This is a genomic window from Bradyrhizobium sp. WSM1417, from assembly GCF_000515415.1.
In the GTDB taxonomy this organism is placed as follows: domain Bacteria; phylum Pseudomonadota; class Alphaproteobacteria; order Rhizobiales; family Xanthobacteraceae; genus Bradyrhizobium.
Window position 1 is genome coordinate 5,897,593 of sequence record NZ_KI911783.1, and the last position, 14,555, is coordinate 5,912,147.

General features: G+C 64.8%; 18 protein-coding genes. 4 read left to right on the forward strand and 14 right to left on the reverse strand.

Annotated features, from left to right (window positions below; translation table 11 throughout):
• Positions 1 to 25: 25 nt before the first annotated feature.
• From BRA1417_RS0129010 to BRA1417_RS40970, 4 genes are read right to left on the reverse strand one after another with little or no spacing between them, the layout of a single operon-like run.
• Positions 26 to 1,189, reverse strand: coding sequence for an ABC transporter permease (locus BRA1417_RS0129010; RefSeq protein WP_027518787.1), 1,164 nt, complete (start codon positions 1,187 to 1,189; stop codon positions 26 to 28).
• Positions 1,186 to 2,118 (reverse strand): ABC transporter ATP-binding protein, encoded by a 933-nt coding sequence (locus tag BRA1417_RS0129015; RefSeq protein ID WP_027518788.1) that lies wholly within the window; start codon positions 2,116 to 2,118, stop codon positions 1,186 to 1,188. Before BRA1417_RS0129015 ends, BRA1417_RS0129010 begins: the two co-directional genes overlap by 4 nt.
• The gene (locus BRA1417_RS0129020) at positions 2,115 to 3,032 is read right to left on the reverse strand and encodes an HlyD family secretion protein (RefSeq protein ID WP_245286285.1); all 918 of its coding nucleotides are present in this window, start codon (positions 3,030 to 3,032) and stop codon (positions 2,115 to 2,117) included. The genes BRA1417_RS0129015 and BRA1417_RS0129020 overlap by 4 nt, the downstream gene beginning before the upstream one ends.
• Positions 3,029 to 3,724 (reverse strand): TetR/AcrR family transcriptional regulator, encoded by a 696-nt coding sequence (locus BRA1417_RS40970; protein ID WP_027518790.1) that lies wholly within the window; start codon positions 3,722 to 3,724, stop codon positions 3,029 to 3,031. Before BRA1417_RS40970 ends, BRA1417_RS0129020 begins: the two co-directional genes overlap by 4 nt.
• Before the next feature lie 107 nt (positions 3,725 to 3,831).
• Here BRA1417_RS40970 and BRA1417_RS0129030 point away from each other — a divergent pair, with 107 nt between their 5' ends.
• Genes BRA1417_RS0129030 through BRA1417_RS0129040 form a run of 3 tightly spaced genes read left to right on the forward strand, consistent with a single transcriptional unit; the run spans position 3,832 to position 5,053 of the window.
• On the forward strand, positions 3,832 to 4,167 hold the full coding sequence (locus tag BRA1417_RS0129030) for a helix-turn-helix transcriptional regulator (RefSeq protein ID WP_027518791.1): 336 nt from the start codon (positions 3,832 to 3,834) through the stop codon (positions 4,165 to 4,167).
• The gene (locus BRA1417_RS0129035) at positions 4,164 to 4,628 is read left to right on the forward strand and encodes an SRPBCC domain-containing protein (RefSeq protein ID WP_027518792.1); all 465 of its coding nucleotides are present in this window, start codon (positions 4,164 to 4,166) and stop codon (positions 4,626 to 4,628) included. The genes BRA1417_RS0129030 and BRA1417_RS0129035 overlap by 4 nt, the downstream gene beginning before the upstream one ends.
• Before the next feature lie 11 nt (positions 4,629 to 4,639).
• Positions 4,640 to 5,053 carry a GFA family protein gene (locus tag BRA1417_RS0129040; protein WP_027518793.1) on the forward strand — a complete coding sequence of 138 codons (414 nt, stop codon included), beginning with the start codon at positions 4,640 to 4,642 and terminating at the stop codon, positions 5,051 to 5,053.
• Positions 5,054 to 5,094: 41 nt separating this feature from the next.
• On the opposite strand, the gene BRA1417_RS0129045 is transcribed toward BRA1417_RS0129040, so the two are convergent.
• The 10 genes from BRA1417_RS0129045 to BRA1417_RS0129090 all read right to left on the reverse strand — a co-directional run bounded on the left by BRA1417_RS0129045 (position 5,095) and on the right by BRA1417_RS0129090 (position 12,994).
• A complete protein-coding gene (locus BRA1417_RS0129045) occupies positions 5,095 to 5,505 on the reverse strand; it encodes a DUF2000 family protein (RefSeq protein WP_027518794.1) in 411 nt (136 codons plus the stop codon).
• Between the two features lie 63 nt (positions 5,506 to 5,568).
• Positions 5,569 to 5,958: a DUF4189 domain-containing protein gene (locus BRA1417_RS0129050; RefSeq protein ID WP_027518795.1), complete on the reverse strand. Its 390-nt coding sequence runs from the start codon at positions 5,956 to 5,958 to the stop codon at positions 5,569 to 5,571.
• Between the two features lie 162 nt (positions 5,959 to 6,120).
• Entirely contained in the window at positions 6,121 to 7,725 is a 1,605-nt protein-coding gene (locus BRA1417_RS0129055) for an NTP transferase domain-containing protein (protein WP_027518796.1), read from the reverse strand.
• Positions 7,722 to 8,423 carry an XdhC family protein gene (locus tag BRA1417_RS0129060; RefSeq protein WP_027518797.1) on the reverse strand — a complete coding sequence of 234 codons (702 nt, stop codon included), beginning with the start codon at positions 8,421 to 8,423 and terminating at the stop codon, positions 7,722 to 7,724. The genes BRA1417_RS0129055 and BRA1417_RS0129060 overlap by 4 nt, the downstream gene beginning before the upstream one ends.
• A gap of 2 nt (positions 8,424 to 8,425) precedes the next feature.
• Positions 8,426 to 8,749 carry an XdhC family protein gene (locus BRA1417_RS0129065; RefSeq protein WP_007602422.1) on the reverse strand — a complete coding sequence of 108 codons (324 nt, stop codon included), beginning with the start codon at positions 8,747 to 8,749 and terminating at the stop codon, positions 8,426 to 8,428.
• Between the two features lie 9 nt (positions 8,750 to 8,758).
• The gene (locus BRA1417_RS0129070) at positions 8,759 to 9,961 is read right to left on the reverse strand and encodes a VWA domain-containing protein (protein WP_027518798.1); all 1,203 of its coding nucleotides are present in this window, start codon (positions 9,959 to 9,961) and stop codon (positions 8,759 to 8,761) included.
• A gap of 127 nt (positions 9,962 to 10,088) precedes the next feature.
• Positions 10,089 to 11,009, reverse strand: a complete 921-nt coding sequence (locus BRA1417_RS0129075; protein ID WP_027518799.1) for a MoxR family ATPase — start codon at positions 11,007 to 11,009, stop codon at positions 10,089 to 10,091.
• 62 nt (positions 11,010 to 11,071) lie between these two features.
• The gene (locus BRA1417_RS0129080; protein ID WP_027518800.1) at positions 11,072 to 11,878 is read right to left on the reverse strand and encodes a xanthine dehydrogenase family protein subunit M; all 807 of its coding nucleotides are present in this window, start codon (positions 11,876 to 11,878) and stop codon (positions 11,072 to 11,074) included.
• 33 nt (positions 11,879 to 11,911) lie between these two features.
• Entirely contained in the window at positions 11,912 to 12,397 is a 486-nt protein-coding gene (locus tag BRA1417_RS0129085) for a (2Fe-2S)-binding protein (RefSeq protein ID WP_007602418.1), read from the reverse strand.
• Positions 12,398 to 12,547: 150 nt separating this feature from the next.
• Complete coding sequence (locus BRA1417_RS0129090; RefSeq protein WP_018455582.1) at positions 12,548 to 12,994, reverse strand: carbon monoxide dehydrogenase subunit G; 447 nt, start codon at positions 12,992 to 12,994, stop codon at positions 12,548 to 12,550.
• A gap of 183 nt (positions 12,995 to 13,177) precedes the next feature.
• Between BRA1417_RS0129090 and BRA1417_RS0129095 the strand changes: the two genes are divergently transcribed.
• A complete protein-coding gene (locus BRA1417_RS0129095; RefSeq protein WP_027518801.1) occupies positions 13,178 to 14,533 on the forward strand; it encodes a 3-carboxy-cis,cis-muconate cycloisomerase in 1,356 nt (451 codons plus the stop codon).
• Positions 14,534 to 14,555: the final 22 nt, after the last annotated feature.

The window sequence follows — 14,555 nt, forward strand, 5'->3', positions numbered from 1 at the left end:
CCCCTTGATTCCGGGGCATCTTGCCTCAATCCAGCGTGCGGCGGAAGCGCGTCACGGCGATGGTCATGGCGAGCAGCATCAGGACCGCCAGCGCCAGCGCGTCGAAACGCAAATTTTGCATGCTCGCGCCCTTCAGCATGATGGCGCGGACGATGCGCAAATAATGCGTCAATGGCAGGCACTCGCCGACATATTGCGCCCAGGCCGGCATCCCGGCGAACGGGAACATGAAGCCGGACAGCAAGATGCTCGGTAGGAAGAACATCATCGACATCTGCATGGCCTGAAGCTGGTTCTGCACCAGCGTCGAGATCGTGTACCCGATCGCCAAATTGGTCGTGATGAACAGCGTCGAGAGCAGCGCCAGCAGGAACAGATTGCCGAGCACCGGCACGCCGAATAGGCCGACCCCGATGCCGATGATGAGGAACGCCTGCACGAACCCGACCAGCACGTAAGGGATGATCTTGCCGAACATCACCTCGACCGGCCTGATCGGCATCGACAGCAGGGCCTCCATGGTACCGCGCTCGACCTCCCGCGTGACCGAGAGCGCGGTGAAGATGAGCATGGTCATGGTGAGGATGGTGCCGACGAGGCCCGGCACGATGTTGAGGCTCGACGCGGCGGCGGGGTTGTAGCGGGCATGCGCGCGTATCTCGAACGGCATCTCCGGGGGATCTCCGATGTAGAGATCGTGCTTGAGTGCGGTCTGCACGATCATGCCGAGCGAGCCGATCGCCGCGCTCGCTGCAACCGGATCGGTGGCGTCGGCCGCGACCAGCAGCGCCGGCTTATCGCCGCGCCGCACCGCCCGCTCGAAGCCGCGCGGGATCTCGACGCCGAACAGAACCTTGCCGGATTTCAGGAGATTGTCGAAATCCTCGACGTCGTGCACTTCGTAGAGAAAGCGGAAATAGGCGGTGTTCTCCAGCGCCTTCAGGATCGAGCGGGCGAGATCGGAATCCTCCTGAAGCAGCACCGCGCTCGGTAGATTGTGCGGCGTGGTGTTGATGGCATAGCCGAACAGGAGCAGCTGCATCACCGGCAGCATCACGATCATCGCAAACGACACCCGGTCGCGCCTGAGCTGGATGAATTCCTTGATCAGCATCGCATAGGAGCGCCTCCAGAAGCCGAAGCGCTCCCGGATCGCCTGCTGGGGTTCGGGACGATCGACCGCGCTCATTGGAAATTGTCCTTGGAACGGCCCATCAATTCGATGAACACGTCTTCCAATGACGGCGATGATTTGTGCCAATGCAGTCCGCTTTTTTCGCGCCACGGCGCGATGCTGGCCTCGAGCGCGGCGACGTCGCGGCCGGAGACGTGCAGCGACGTGCCGAACGGCGCCACCATGTCGATCCCGGCCTTGCCGGTGAGCGCAGCGGTGAGCTCGTTCAGGTCCTCGCCTGTCACAGTGTAGGTCGTCAACGCGGATTTCGCGATCACCTCGTCCACGGTGCCATGCACAAGCAGATGGCCATAGGCGATATAAGCGATCTCGTGACAGCGCTCGGCCTCGTCCATGTAGTGTGTCGAGACCAGCACGGTGAGACCGTCGGCCGCCAGTGCATGAATCTCGTTCCAGAAATCGCGCCGCGCTTTGGGATCGACGCCGGCGGTCGGCTCGTCGAGCAGCAGCAGTTTCGGATTGGGCAGCGTGCAGGCGCCCAACGCCAGCCGCTGCTTCCAGCCGCCGGAGAGCTCGCCCGCGAGCTGCTCCTCGCGGCCCGAGAGCCCCAGCCGCTTGATCATGTCGCGCGCGGCGCCGCGTGCATCGCGAAGGCCGTATAGGCGCGCGACGAATTCGAGGTTTTCGCGGACAGAGAGATCCTGATAGAGGCTGAAGCGCTGGGTCATGTAGCCGACCTGGCGCTTGATCTTTTCCGCATCGCGCCTGATGTCGTAGCCGAGGCAGGTGCCCTCGCCGCTGTCGGGCGTGAGCAGGCCGCAGAGGATGCGGATGGTCGTCGTCTTGCCCGAGCCGTTGGGGCCGAGGAAGCCGTAGATCGAACCCCGCTTCACCTGCATCGACAAATCGTGCACGACCTCGCGGCCGCCGAACGACTTGCTCAGGCCCTTGACGTCGACCGCAATGCCATTGCCGCCGTTCATCGCTTGTCCGCCACGGGGGTTTTTGGATTGAGATGGACGTCGATCGGTTGTCCGACACGCAGCGCATCGGGGCGCGACGGCCGCGCCTGGATCAGGTAGACGAGCTTGTTGCGCTCCTCGAGGCTGTAGATGACAGGCGGGGTGTATTCGGCCGATGTCGCGATGAAATAGATCTTTGCGGTGAGATCGGCGGCGCAATTGTCGCACGCGATCCGCACCGTGTCGCCGATCGCAAGCTTCGGCAGCTCGGTCTCCGGCACGAAGAAACGCAGCTTCATGTTGCCGGGAGGCATGATCGAGAGCACAGGCCGCTGCGCTGCCACCATCTCGCCCTCGCGAAAATAGATCTGCTGGATGGTACCAGCCACGGGCGCAAAGCCCTTGCGCCGCGCCATCCGCGTCTCCGAGGTCGCCACCCGCGCCTCGGCGACGCGCAAGGCAGAGACGGCCGAGTCGAGATTGGCCTGCGTGCCCGAGCCGGTCTTGCTCAGCGAGGCCGCGCGGTCATAGGTCTGCTGCGCGTTGGCAAGCGTCGCCTTGTTCTGGTTGAGATCGGCAAGCTGGAGATCGTCGTCAACGGAATAGAGGTGATCTCCGACCTTGACCTCGTCGCCCTCGCGGATGTTCAGCTTGGTCACGCGGCCCGCCTCGTCCGGGCTGACGAAGATCATGTCGGCCTCGACCCAGCCCTGGAAGCCGGGCTCGCGCTTCTCCTTGCAGCCGGCAAGACCGGTCGCGAGGACGACAACCGCGATAGCACAGAGGCGCGGCAGGTGATTCTGTCGAACCCTCACCCTGAGGAGCCGCGAAGCGGCGTCTCGAAGGGCGAGGAGCCACAGCCGGGCCTGCATCCTTCGAGACGCGCGTTCCGCGCTCCTCAGGATGAGGTGAGAGATGGTTCGTGACGACCTCATGTCGTGCTCCGCTCGCCAAAAATCAAATCGAGATGAACGCGCAGCATGTCCTGTGCGTCGAGCGGCGCGTGCCGCGCAAACAGGCTGTGCCAGATCACCGCGATCATCGCCGGCGCGACCAGGATCTGCGGATAGCGCGCAAGGTCCTTCTCGCGGATCTCGCCGCGGGCAACGCCGAGCTCGATCAGCGCGCGCATGCCCGCCATCCCGCGCGAAACCACCTCGCGGTAGTAGAAATCGGCTACGGAGGGAAACCGCGGCCCCTCGGCCACGATCAGGCGCACGAGATCTCCGCGCCTGGTGCCGATCACCTCCTTGAGGAAGTTGCTGGCAAACGTCTCGACGAGATCACGCACCGAGCCCGCCGGCGGCGGCAATGCCGTCAACCGGGTCACGACAGGCACGATCACGGTCCGGACCAGCTCCTCGAACATCGATTCCTTGTCCTTGAAGTGCAGGTAGATGGTGCCCTTGGCGACACCCGCGCGCTTCGCGATGTCGTCGAGCCGCGTGGCGGCAAAGCCCCGCGCGATGAACTCCTCCATCGCGGCTTCCACGATCGCCGCACGCCGTTCCGCCGCGCGCGTGGCACGGCTCGGTGCGGGCGCCGCGTCGTTGCCAGCGCGTGAATTGGACTTCGCGTTGGCGCGATCTGCGGACGGCGCGGCGGCTTTGGTCGGCTTCCTCGTCATTTGCTGTATATGACTGACCGGTCAGTCATAGTCAAGACAAGGATACAGACCCAATCAGCCAACAAATTAGTATTGACTAATTCATTAGCGCGCACTAATCTAATCTCATGATCGCAGCCTCTCCAAATCCCATCACCACCGTGATGCGCGCCCTTGCCGACCCGACCCGACGCGCGGTGTTCGAGCGCGTCTTCGAGAGCAAGGAGATCAGCGTCGCCGAGCTCACGCGCGGAAGCGGCGTGACGCAAGGCGCGATCTCGCAACATTTGAAGTCCCTCAAGCAGGCCGGCCTCGTCGCCGAGCGTGCCGAGGGCCGCAACGTCTATTACCGTGCCGCGCCTGAAGGACTCGAACCGCTGGTCTCCTGGATGGACCATTACGGCGTGTTCTGGCGCGAGCGCTTCCAGAACCTGCGTGACCTCTTGAAGGAGATCGATCCGTGAGTGCTGTTGCTTCCAACGTTCAAACCCAGGACATCGTTATTGACGAGGTCTTCCCTCATGCGACCGCGACGATCTGGAGGGCGCTGACCAGTGCCCAGCTCATTGCGCGCTGGCTGATGCCGCCGGCCGGTTTCGAGGCCGTCGAAGGCAACACTTTCACGTTCAAGACCAACCCGGCCGGCGCGTGGGATGGCACGATCCATTGCCGCGTTCTGGAGGTCGTGCCGAACCGGCGGTTCGCTTACGCCTGGAAGGGCGGTGACGAGGGCAATACCGGCTACGGCTCGGCGCTCGACACCGTCGTCACCTGGTCCCTCACGCCGGTCGAGGCAGGGACGCGCGTGCGTGTGGTGCATTCGGGCTTCGTGATGTCGAAGAACGACACCGCCTATCGCAACATGAGCGACGGCTGGGTGAAGGTGGTGCAGCGACTCGACGCCATCACCGGCGAAGACCAGTAAGGGGCATCGCGATGGACAAACCTTACACCGGCGGCTGCGCCTGCGGCGCGATCCGCTATTCGATCACGAGTGAGCCCCTGTTCAGCAATCACTGCCAATGCCGGGACTGCCAGCGCGAAAGCGGCAGCGGCCACGGCTCGTACATGACCTTCGCGCGCGCCGGCGTCACGGTGACGGGCGAGGCGAAGCACTGGGAGATGGTCGGCGACAGCGGCAATGTAAAGACGCGCGGTTTCTGCGCCCGGTGCGGCTTGCCTGTTTACCTGACCTTCGCGGCCATGCCCGACATCTTCACCATCCGCGCCGCAAGCCTTGACGAACCCGCCCGCTACGAGCCGCAAGTGGTGACTTATGCCGCGCGCGGACATGCGTGGGATCGCCTCGATCCCGACCTGCCGAAGTTCGCAGGCATGCCGCCGGGGTAAGGCATCGCAATTGGAAGCGCGCGCAAAAACCGCGCGCAGCGTCAGCTATGGAATTTCAAGCCGTCGACGATCTTGTCGATCACCTTGCGCTCGGCGCGCACGGCGAGACCGACGAGGTTGAGATCGGCCCGCGCCACCGCCCTCACCGCTTCGCGATTGGCGGCATCATGTGTGGTCTTGAACATGTCCTCGGTATAGACCGCCGGCTTGACGCTGCGCGTCAGCGCCCGATCGAGCGCCCGCGTCAATGCGGAACCGTCGGCACCATAGATCAGGATCGGCTGTCCGATCAGCGCGTGATAGTTCGTGCCCGACGCGTCTTCATAGGGGTCGCCAATGCAATCGGGAAACGCAGCCGCGATGCCGCTGGTGAGGAAGGCCGCGACGTTGAGCTTCTGCCAGGCTTGAAGATCGGTGCGGATCACGATGGCGATCTTGGTATCGAACTGCATGCAACTCCTCGACTGTCATTCCGGACTCGATGCTACGCAACATCGGAATGACGGCAACAGGAATCAACCCTTTGCGTCGCAGGCCCAGGCGCGGATCACGCATTCCTTGCCGCCATATTTGTAGCATTCGCGCGTCGCGGCATTGAGCGTGGCCGAGATCTTCGGCTTGACGGCATAGCCATAGGCGCCGCAGGGATTGGACAGATCGACCGACATCGCGGCGCAGGCGCGCTTCATCGTCACGGTCGTGCAATCGCCCTTGCACTGCTTCTGCGCCGCCGCACGCGCTTCGTGCTCGGCGCCATAATCAAAGGCCTGGCCATAGGCGCCGCACTTGCCGACCGCAAATGCGCCGGCGGCTTGCGCATCCGTGATATGGCGAGCGCCCGCGACGCAGACGGACAGCGCAAAGAAAAACATCGCGCAACGGCGCGCGACGACGTTCGAAGCCATGGAAAAACCCCTCCCCCCAAGGCAGGTGAAGTGGACTGTAAGCGCCGGTCGTTTCCAGATAGTGAACGGGGCGTTGAAATTGAGGCGTGCCACCAATTTCAGATCGCAGTCTGGGAAATGGTGGGCATGGCGCTACGCGCCTTAGTCCACCCTAGCTCAGCGTCAGCCCCGCCGTGCCGTTTCCAACGCCTGCGGCGTGTCGATGTCGAGGAAGGCGCTCTCGCCGTCGACCGGCACTTCGGCGACCGCTTCGGTGTGCTTGGCGATGAGATGGCGCGCGCCGACGTCGCCGTCGAGCGTCATCAACTCCTTGAAGAAGCGGCGCGACCACAGCACGGGATTGCCGCGGCGCCCCTCGCTGACGGGCACGACGATGAGATTGCCGCGGTCCGGTGCGAAGGCTTCGATGAGACGGTCGATCAGGCCAGCATCGATCAGCGGCATGTCGCCGAGGCAGACCACAGCGCCGTCGCAAGCTTCTGGAACGGCCGCGATCCCGGCCTTGACCGAGCTTGCGATGCCGCCGGCAAAATCCGGATTGTTGACGAAACGCACCTTCAGGCCTTGCAGGGCTTGCTCGATCAGCTCGGTCTGATGGCCGGTGACGACGATCACCTCGGACGCCTTGGAGGCCAGCGCCTGCTCGGTCGCGATCCGCACTAGCTTCTTGCCGTCGAGCTCGGCGAGAAGCTTGTTCGGTCCGCCCATCCGGGTCGAGCGGCCTGCTGCGAGCACGATGACCGCGACCTGGTTGTTGCCTTCGATCTCCGGTTTTGCGCGCGGCTGTGGACGCGTGACGATCTCCATCAGGAGGCCGCCAACGCCCATGCCCATCAGCTCGGACCGCGTCACCTTGATGCCGGCCAGCAGCCGCATCAGCACCCAGTCAAAGCCGTTCTCGACCGGCGAGCGCGCGCAGCCGGGCGCCCCCAGCACAGGCACGGTGCCGGCCCGGGCAATCAGCAGCAGATTGCCGGGATCGACCGGCATGCCGAAATGCTCGATCTCGCCGCCGATGCCGGTCACGGCCGCAGGGATCACGTCGCGGCGATCGGCGATCGCGGATGCCCCGAACACGATCACGAGCTCGGCGCCAAGGCCCAGCAATTCCTTGATCGCAGCCGACAGCGCCTGCTCCTCATGGGGGACCCGCCGCTCGGCGATGATGCCAGCGCCGGCTGGCGCCAGCCGCTCGGCGGTGACGCGCAACGTCTTGTCGATCACCTTGGATGACAGGCCGGGCAGCAGCGTCGAGACCACGCCGACACGCTTGATCACGTAAGGCGCGACCTTCAGAACGTCGCGACCCGCGGCCTTCACCGCGGCATCACGCAAATTTCCTTTGACGCCGAACGGGATGATCTTGACGGTGCCGACCATCTCACCCTCGACCACCGGCTTGAAGGCCGAGAGCGTGGCAAAGGTAATCGCCTCGTCGATATTGTTGATGCGGTCCACCGCGGCGCGATCGATCACCAGCACGCCCGCCCGCGAAGCGAACAGATTGGCGCGACCGGTGAAGGCACGCTCGACATGAATGCCATCGCCGCCGACGGCGAGCGCGATGCTTGCGGCAGCGATGTCCTCAGAGACATCGCCCGCCTCCATCCGCACCACCACGATGTCCTTGATGCCGGCGCGCTCCAGCGCCTCGACCTCGGTGGGCCCGATCGTCGTGCCCTTCTTCAGCACCAGGGGTCCCTGGCGCAGGGTGTGGACGGTCACCCCGCCGATCGCATCCCTGGGGCTCGCCGGGCCGAATTTCATGCGGCTTCTTCTTTTTCTTTGGGCGGCAGGCGAAGCACCGCCGTGATCTCGGCCATGATCGACACCGCAATCTCGGACGGCGAGACCGCGCCGATCGCAAGCCCGATCGGCGCGTGGATGCGCGCGATGTCAGAGTCCTTGGCGCCCTGCGCCCGCAGCCGGTCGCCACGCTTGGCGTGCGTCTTCCGCGATCCGAGCGCGCCGATATAGAAGCAGTTGCGCTCGAAGGCGTGCAGCAGCGCGGGATCGTCGATCTTTGGATCGTGCGTCACTGCGACGAAAGCGGTGTAGGCATCGACGTTGAGTGGCGGCAGCGCCGTGTCGGGCCATTCCGCGACCAAGGGAACGTCGGGGAAGCGCTCGGGGCTCGCAAAGGCCGTGCGCGGATCGACCACGGTGACGTCGTAGCCGAGCGAGCGCGCCAGCGGCGCCAGCGCCTGACTGATATGGACAGCGCCGACGATGACGAGCTTTGCGGTCGGCGCATAGACGTTGAGGAAGAGCTTCTTGCCGCCGGCCTCGACACTGGCGCTTTTGCCCATGCGAAGCTGCTTGTCGAGTTCAGCGCCCAAGGGATCCTTGGCGAAATCCTTGGCTTTCACCAGGCGCTGCTCGCCACTCTCGGTGTCGGTCACCAGGATCACCGGGCGGCGCGCGGCGCGCTCAGCATTGAGTTCGTGCAGGATCTCGAGCTTCACGGCTAACCGACCTTCTCGACGAAGACACGGATGGTGCCGCCGCAGGACAGCCCGACATTCCAGGCAGTCTCGTCGGCAACGCCAAACTCGAGCATCCGGGGCTTGCCGCTCTGGATCACATCCATGGCCTCGGTGACCACGGCGCCCTCAACGCAGCCGCCGGAGACGGACCCCAGGAACGTGCCCTCGTCGTTGATGACGAGGCTCGAGCCCGCCGGACGCGGTGCCGAGCCCCAGGTCTCCACCACTGTGGCGAGCGCGACGCCACGGCCGGCCTTCTGCCAGTCCTCCGCCGCCTTCAGAATATCCTCGTCGCGATCGAGCATGGCTACCTCTCAGGCTGCGGAGCGGATCAGGCTGCGGTGATGCGGCGGCAGCGGCCGGGAGAGCGTGGCGATCAGCTCCTGGATCGAGCTCAAATTATGTACGGGGCGGAATTCGTCAACGTGCGGCAGCATCATTTTGATGCCTTGGGCCTTGGCCTCGAAGCCGCCAAACCGCAGCAGGGGGTTGAGCCAAATCAGCCGCCGGCAGGAACGGTGCAGCCGGTCCATCTCGAAGGCGAGCTTGGAATCGGCTTCCCGCTCCAGCCCGTCGGAGATCAGCAGCACGATGGCGCCCTGGCTCAGCACGCGCCGCGCCCACAATTTGTTGAAATTGTGCAGGGAGGCCGAGATCCGCGTGCCGCCGGCCCAGTCCTCCACCGAGGCCGAGCAGCTCGCCAGCGCCTCGTCGGGATCGCGCTGGCGCAGCGCCCGGGTCACGTTGGTGAGGCGAGTGCCGAACAGGAACACCGAGACACGTTTCCGCGCGTCCCCTATGGCATGCAGGAAATGCAGGAACAGGCGGGTGTACTCGCTCATCGAACCCGAGATGTCGAGCAGTGCGACGATCGGCGCCGGTTTCTCGATCCGCCCGAGGCGATGGATGTCGATGATGTCGCCGCCGGTGCGCAACGAGGCGCGCAGCGTGCGGCGGATATCGAGGCGCAGGCCCCGGGGATCGGGCCGGTGCCGGCGCGTCAGAAGCTCGGCCTGCGGCAACCGCATCCGCTCGACGGCGCGGAGCGCTTCGGTGATCTCGGCCGCGCTCATCTGCGCAAAATCCTTTTTCTGAAGGATTTCCTTGTCCGAAACCGACAGGCGCAAATCCTGCTCCTGGTGCTGCGGCGTCTCCGTCATGCGCGGCTGCGACATCGCCTCCTGCACACGGCGCGAGCCTGCCTGCGGCTTCTTCTTGGCCTGCTCCGGCAACGGTACCGAATCCAGCATGTGCTTCCACTCTTCCGAGGCGCGGAAGAACAGGTTGAAAGCCTGTTTGAAGATCAGCGCATGCTCGTGGCGCTTGACGAAAATCGCCTCCAGGGTGGTGAAGACGTCGGCGCGGTTGCCGATGTCGATCACCTCAAGCGCGCTCATGGCATCGATGACCGCACCCGGCCCGACCGGCATGCCCGCCGAACGCAGCGCGCGGGCGAAGCCGACGATGTTATCGGCGAATTGCTCGGTTTGCTCAGGCGCAAGGTGGTTGATGGCCATGGTTCATCACTCTCAGCCGTCATTCCGGGGCGCGCCCTCATGGGCGCGAGCCGGGAATCCATTCAATCTACTCACTCTGCGGCCCAATGGATTTCGGGTTCGCGCTTCGCGCGCCCCGGAATGACGGCTAGTCGCTCGTCGCGTCCTTCAGTACCTTCTGCAAGGTATCGCCCTGCATCCGCGTGATGTCGTCCTGGTATTTGAGCAGCGCGCCCAGCGTGTCGCCGACCACTTGCGGGGTCAGCGAGCGGGCGTCGAGCTCCGACAGCGCGGTGGCCCAATCGATGGTCTCGGCAACGCCCGGCGATTTGTAGAAATCCTGATTGCGCAGTGCCTGGACGAAGCGCACGACCTGCTGCGACAATTTTGCGGAGATGCCCGGCACGCGCGACTTGACGATCGCGAGCTCGCGGTCGGCGTCGGGATAATCGACCCAGTGATAGAGACAACGCCGCTTCAGCGCGTCGTGGATCTCGCGGGTGCGGTTGGAGGTGATGATGACGATCGGCGGGCTCGGCGCCTTCACGGTGCCGAATTCGGGGATCGTCACCTGGAAGTCGCTGAGGATTTCGAGCAGATACGCCTCGAACGCCTCGTCGGCGCGGTCGAGCTCGTCGATCAGCAGCACCGGCGGCCCGGCCACGTCGGGCTCGAGCGCCTGGAGCAGCGGTCGCTTGATCATGTAGCGATCGGCGAAGATGTCGGACGACAATTGATCGCGATCGGTGTCGCCGGCGGCTTCCGCCATCCGGATCGCGATCATCTGCGCGGCACTATTCCACTCGTAGACCGCCGAGGAGACATCGAGGCCTTCGTAACACTGCAGGCGGATCAGCTTCCGCCCCAGGGCAGCCGACAGCACTTTTGCGATCTCGGTCTTGCCGACGCCGGCCTCGCCCTCCAAAAACAGCGGCCGGCCCATGCGCAGCGACAGATAGGTCACCGTGGCCAGCGATCGCTCGGCCAGATAGCCGCGCGACGTCAGGAGTTCGAGCATCGAATCGACCGATGCCGGCAATGCACCGGACGTAGTGGCCGCTGAGGTCATGAAAAAACCAGTCTCGCTACGCCCTCACCGGGGACAAGTTTGGGCCGAGGCGTGAGGATCACTCACTCCTTGGCGTTGGCGGCGTCAAGGGCACGCCGCGTCAGCACGCCGATGAGGTGCGCGCGGTATTCGGCGCTGCCATGGATATCGCTGTTGAGGCCGTCCGCCGGCACCTCGATGCCGTCAAGCGCCTTCGCGGCGAAACGCTTCTTCAGGGCTTCCTCGAACGCGGTGACACGGAACACGCCTTCGGAGCCGGCGCCGGTGACCGCGACCCGGACGTCGGAGGGACGCCGCGCCACGAACACGCCGACCAGCGCGTAACGCGAAGCCTGGTTGCGAAACTTGATGTAGGCCGCCTTCTTCGGTAGCGGGAACATCACCTTGGTGATGATCTCGTCGGCTTCGAGCGCCGTCGTGAACAGGCCCTGGAAAAACTCTTCCGCCTTGAGGCGGCGCTTGTTGGTGACGATGGTGGCGCCGAGCGCGAGCACTGCAGCCGGATAGTCCGCCGTCGGGTCGTTGTTGGCGAGCGAGCCGCCGATCGTGCCCTTGTGGCGCACGGCGGGATCGCCGATCTGGCCGGCAAGGTTCGCAAGCGCTGGGATCGCCTCGCCGACGATGGCCGAGCTTGCGACCTCGGCATGCCTGGCGGTGGCACCGATCACGAGCGCGCGGCCCTTCATCTCGATCGTGTTGAGACCATCGATATGGGAGAGGTCGACCAGATGCGGCGGGCTGGCGAGGCGCTGCTTCATGACGGGAATCAGCGTGTGGCCGCCGGCGATCACCTTGGCGTCTTCGTTCTTCACCAGGAGGTTGGCGGCCTGCCGAACGGTCCCGGGGCGATGGTATTTGAAGTCGTACATCTGAATGTCCTGATCGCAGAGTGCGCGCGAGGTTTACGCGAGATCGGATTTCGCCATCGCCTTGGCGCCGGCGGAGATCGAGGTGACGATGTTCTGGTAGCCGGTGCACCGGCAGAGATTGCCTTCCAGCTCCTCGCGGATGGTGTGGTCGTCAAGCTCGTTGCCCTTGCGATGGACGATGTCGATCGCGGTCATGATCATGCCGGGCGTGCAGAAACCGCATTGCAGGCCATGGTGTTCGCGGAAGGCCTCCTGCATCGGATGCAGCGGCGCGCCGTCGGCGGCCAACCCCTCGATCGTCTTGACCTCGTGGCCATCGGCCATCACGGCGAGCGTGGTGCAGGACTTCACGGCCTTGCCGTCCAGATGCACGACGCAAGCGCCGCACTGCGAGGTGTCGCAGCCGACATGGGTGCCGGTGAGCCGCAGATTCTCGCGCAGGAACTGCACCAGCAGGGTGCGGGGATCGACGTTGGCCGTGACAGGATTGCCGTTCACGATGAGGGAGATTTTTGCCATAAGCACTCTCTATCAGCGCCCCGACGGGTCCCGTCGAAGCGGTTCTTATAATTATTCCAACCCATCATATGGGCCATTATGCCCCGGGGCAACATCACCGGGAATGCAAGGCGCCATGACAAAACGCGGTATGCCGGAAGGCGATAGCGTTCAGCCCTGTACCGCCTTGGCGAAGTTCGCGAAAAATTCGTCGGCCAGTTTCTTGGCGGCGCCGTTGATCAGGCGCTGGCCGAGCTGCGCCAACTTGCCGCCGATCTGCGCCTCGACCTCGTAGGACAAAAGCGTGCCGCCGTCCTTCTCCGCAAGCTTGACCACGGCGCCGCCCTTGGCGAAGCCGGCCACCCCGCCCTCGCCTTCGCCGGAGATCTTGTAGCCGTTCGGCGGGTCGAGATCGGACAGCGTGACCTTGCCCTTGAAGCGCGCCGACACCGGACCGACCTTCATTTTCGCCGTCGCACGAAAGCCGCCATCGTCGGTCTTCTCCAGCTCCTCGCAGCCGGGGATGCAGGCCTTCAGCACCTCGGCATCGTTGAGCTTGGCCCACACGGCCTCGCGCGGCGCCGCAAGCTGGACTTCGCCGTTCATCGTCATGGCCATTGGGTGCCTCCCGGGATACCGAACTTGGATCGCGCAACTATAATGCAGCTCAAGTACCGCACGGAGGCGGCAAAAGAAAGGGTGGCCTCGGTCACGTGCAATGCATATTCGCAACTGCAAAAAGCTTGCGCCGCCGGTTTGGGATTGGCACAGGCGGGTCATGGTGGTTAGGTCCCGCACGATATGAGCACATCCCTCTCCCCCCTGCTCGCGCCGATGCTGTCGAGCGTGGCCATGCGCGCGGTCTGCGACGACCGGTCGACCCTCCAGAACATGCTCGATTTCGAGGCAGCCCTGGCCCGAGCCGAGGCGGGCACGGGTGTGATTCCCGCGGCCGCGGTGGGCCCAATCGAAGCCGCGTGTAAGGCCGATGCCTTTGACATGGCTGCGCTGGCCGAGGCCGCCACACGATCCGGCAATCTCGCGATCCCCCTGGTCAAGACGCTGACCGCCAATATCGGCAGGGCCGACGCAGGCGCCGCACGCTACGTGCATTGGGGCGCGACCAGCCAGGACGTCATCGACACCGCGACCATGCTCACGCTTCGCGCCGGCATCGATGCATTGGACGCCGATCTCAGCCGCGCCATCAAAGGCTTTGCCGCGCTGGCACGAGCCCACCGCAACACGGCCATGGTGGCGCGAACCTGGCTCCAGCATGCCCTGCCGATGCCATTCGGGCTGAAGGCCGCCGAATACGCAGCAAGCCTTGCCCGCGCCCGCTGCCGCTTGAGGCGGCTCTCCCGCGAGGGCCTCGCACTGCAATTCGGCGGCGCGGCCGGCACGCTTGCAGCACTTGGCGATAAGGGGCTCGTGATTTCCGAACGGCTGGCGCAGGAGCTGAATTTGCCGCTGCCCGAAGCGCCCTGGCACACCCATCGCGACCGCATCGCGGAAGCCGCATCGAGCTTTGCGATTCTCGCCGGCAGCTGCGGCAAGATCGCGCGCGACGTCTCGCTGCTGATGCAGACCGACGTCGCCGAGGCGTTCGAGCCTGCCGGCGAAGGCCGCGGCGGCTCCTCGACCATGCCGCACAAGCGCAACCCGGTGGCCGCCGCAAGCGCGCTGGGCTGCGCAACCATGGCGCCCCAGCTCGCCGCGACGATATTCGCGGCCCAGGTGCAGGACCACGAGCGCAGCGCCGGGCCGTGGCACGCGGAATGGCCGACACTGCCGCAATTGATGCTGGTCACCTCCGGTGCCCTCGCCGCCATCGTCGACATCGCCGAAGGCCTCGATGTCGATGCGGCGCGCATGCGCAGCAATCTCGATGCGACCCACGGCCTGATCATGGCGGAAGCGGTCACCTTTGCGCTGGCCGAGACGATCGGCAAGAGCGATGCGCATCATCTGATCGAGGCCGCGAGCAAACGCGCGGTGGCCGAGAAGAAGCATCTGCGCGAAGTGTTGTCGGCTGATTCGCAGGTCACCGCGCATCTGTCGCCGGAAAGAATTGCGGCATTGTTCGAGCCGATGGCCTATCAAGGCGCTTCCCAAGCCCTGATCGACCGCCTGCTCGACAGCCTCGAACGCGAATAAAGCAGTCCTGAGCGCAAATAAA

What these genes read in the sequence shown, in the direction of transcription:
- BRA1417_RS0129085 (WP_007602418.1), bottom strand. Translation starts at nt 12,397, where the DNA reads ATGGCAAAAATCTCCCTCATCGTGAACGGCAATCCTGTCACGGCCAAC.
- BRA1417_RS0129095 (WP_027518801.1), top strand. Translation starts at nt 13,178, where the DNA reads ATGAGCACATCCCTCTCCCCCCTGCTCGCGCCGATGCTGTCGAGCGTG.
- BRA1417_RS0129080 (WP_027518800.1), bottom strand. Translation starts at nt 11,878, where the DNA reads ATGTACGACTTCAAATACCATCGCCCCGGGACCGTTCGGCAGGCCGCC.
- BRA1417_RS0129070 (WP_027518798.1), bottom strand. Translation starts at nt 9,961, where the DNA reads ATGGCCATCAACCACCTTGCGCCTGAGCAAACCGAGCAATTCGCCGAT.
- BRA1417_RS0129030 (WP_027518791.1), top strand. Translation starts at nt 3,832, where the DNA reads ATGATCGCAGCCTCTCCAAATCCCATCACCACCGTGATGCGCGCCCTT.
- BRA1417_RS0129090 (WP_018455582.1), bottom strand. Translation starts at nt 12,994, where the DNA reads ATGGCCATGACGATGAACGGCGAAGTCCAGCTTGCGGCGCCGCGCGAG.
- BRA1417_RS40970 (WP_027518790.1), bottom strand. Translation starts at nt 3,724, where the DNA reads ATGACGAGGAAGCCGACCAAAGCCGCCGCGCCGTCCGCAGATCGCGCC.
- BRA1417_RS0129045 (WP_027518794.1), bottom strand. Translation starts at nt 5,505, where the DNA reads ATGCAGTTCGATACCAAGATCGCCATCGTGATCCGCACCGATCTTCAA.
- BRA1417_RS0129010 (WP_027518787.1), bottom strand. Translation starts at nt 1,189, where the DNA reads ATGAGCGCGGTCGATCGTCCCGAACCCCAGCAGGCGATCCGGGAGCGC.
- BRA1417_RS0129055 (WP_027518796.1), bottom strand. Translation starts at nt 7,725, where the DNA reads ATGAAATTCGGCCCGGCGAGCCCCAGGGATGCGATCGGCGGGGTGACC.
- BRA1417_RS0129075 (WP_027518799.1), bottom strand. Translation starts at nt 11,009, where the DNA reads ATGACCTCAGCGGCCACTACGTCCGGTGCATTGCCGGCATCGGTCGAT.
- BRA1417_RS0129065 (WP_007602422.1), bottom strand. Translation starts at nt 8,749, where the DNA reads ATGCTCGATCGCGACGAGGATATTCTGAAGGCGGCGGAGGACTGGCAG.
- BRA1417_RS0129020 (WP_245286285.1), bottom strand. Translation starts at nt 3,032, where the DNA reads ATGAGGTCGTCACGAACCATCTCTCACCTCATCCTGAGGAGCGCGGAA.
- BRA1417_RS0129040 (WP_027518793.1), top strand. Translation starts at nt 4,640, where the DNA reads ATGGACAAACCTTACACCGGCGGCTGCGCCTGCGGCGCGATCCGCTAT.
- BRA1417_RS0129050 (WP_027518795.1), bottom strand. Translation starts at nt 5,958, where the DNA reads ATGGCTTCGAACGTCGTCGCGCGCCGTTGCGCGATGTTTTTCTTTGCG.
- BRA1417_RS0129015 (WP_027518788.1), bottom strand. Translation starts at nt 2,118, where the DNA reads ATGAACGGCGGCAATGGCATTGCGGTCGACGTCAAGGGCCTGAGCAAG.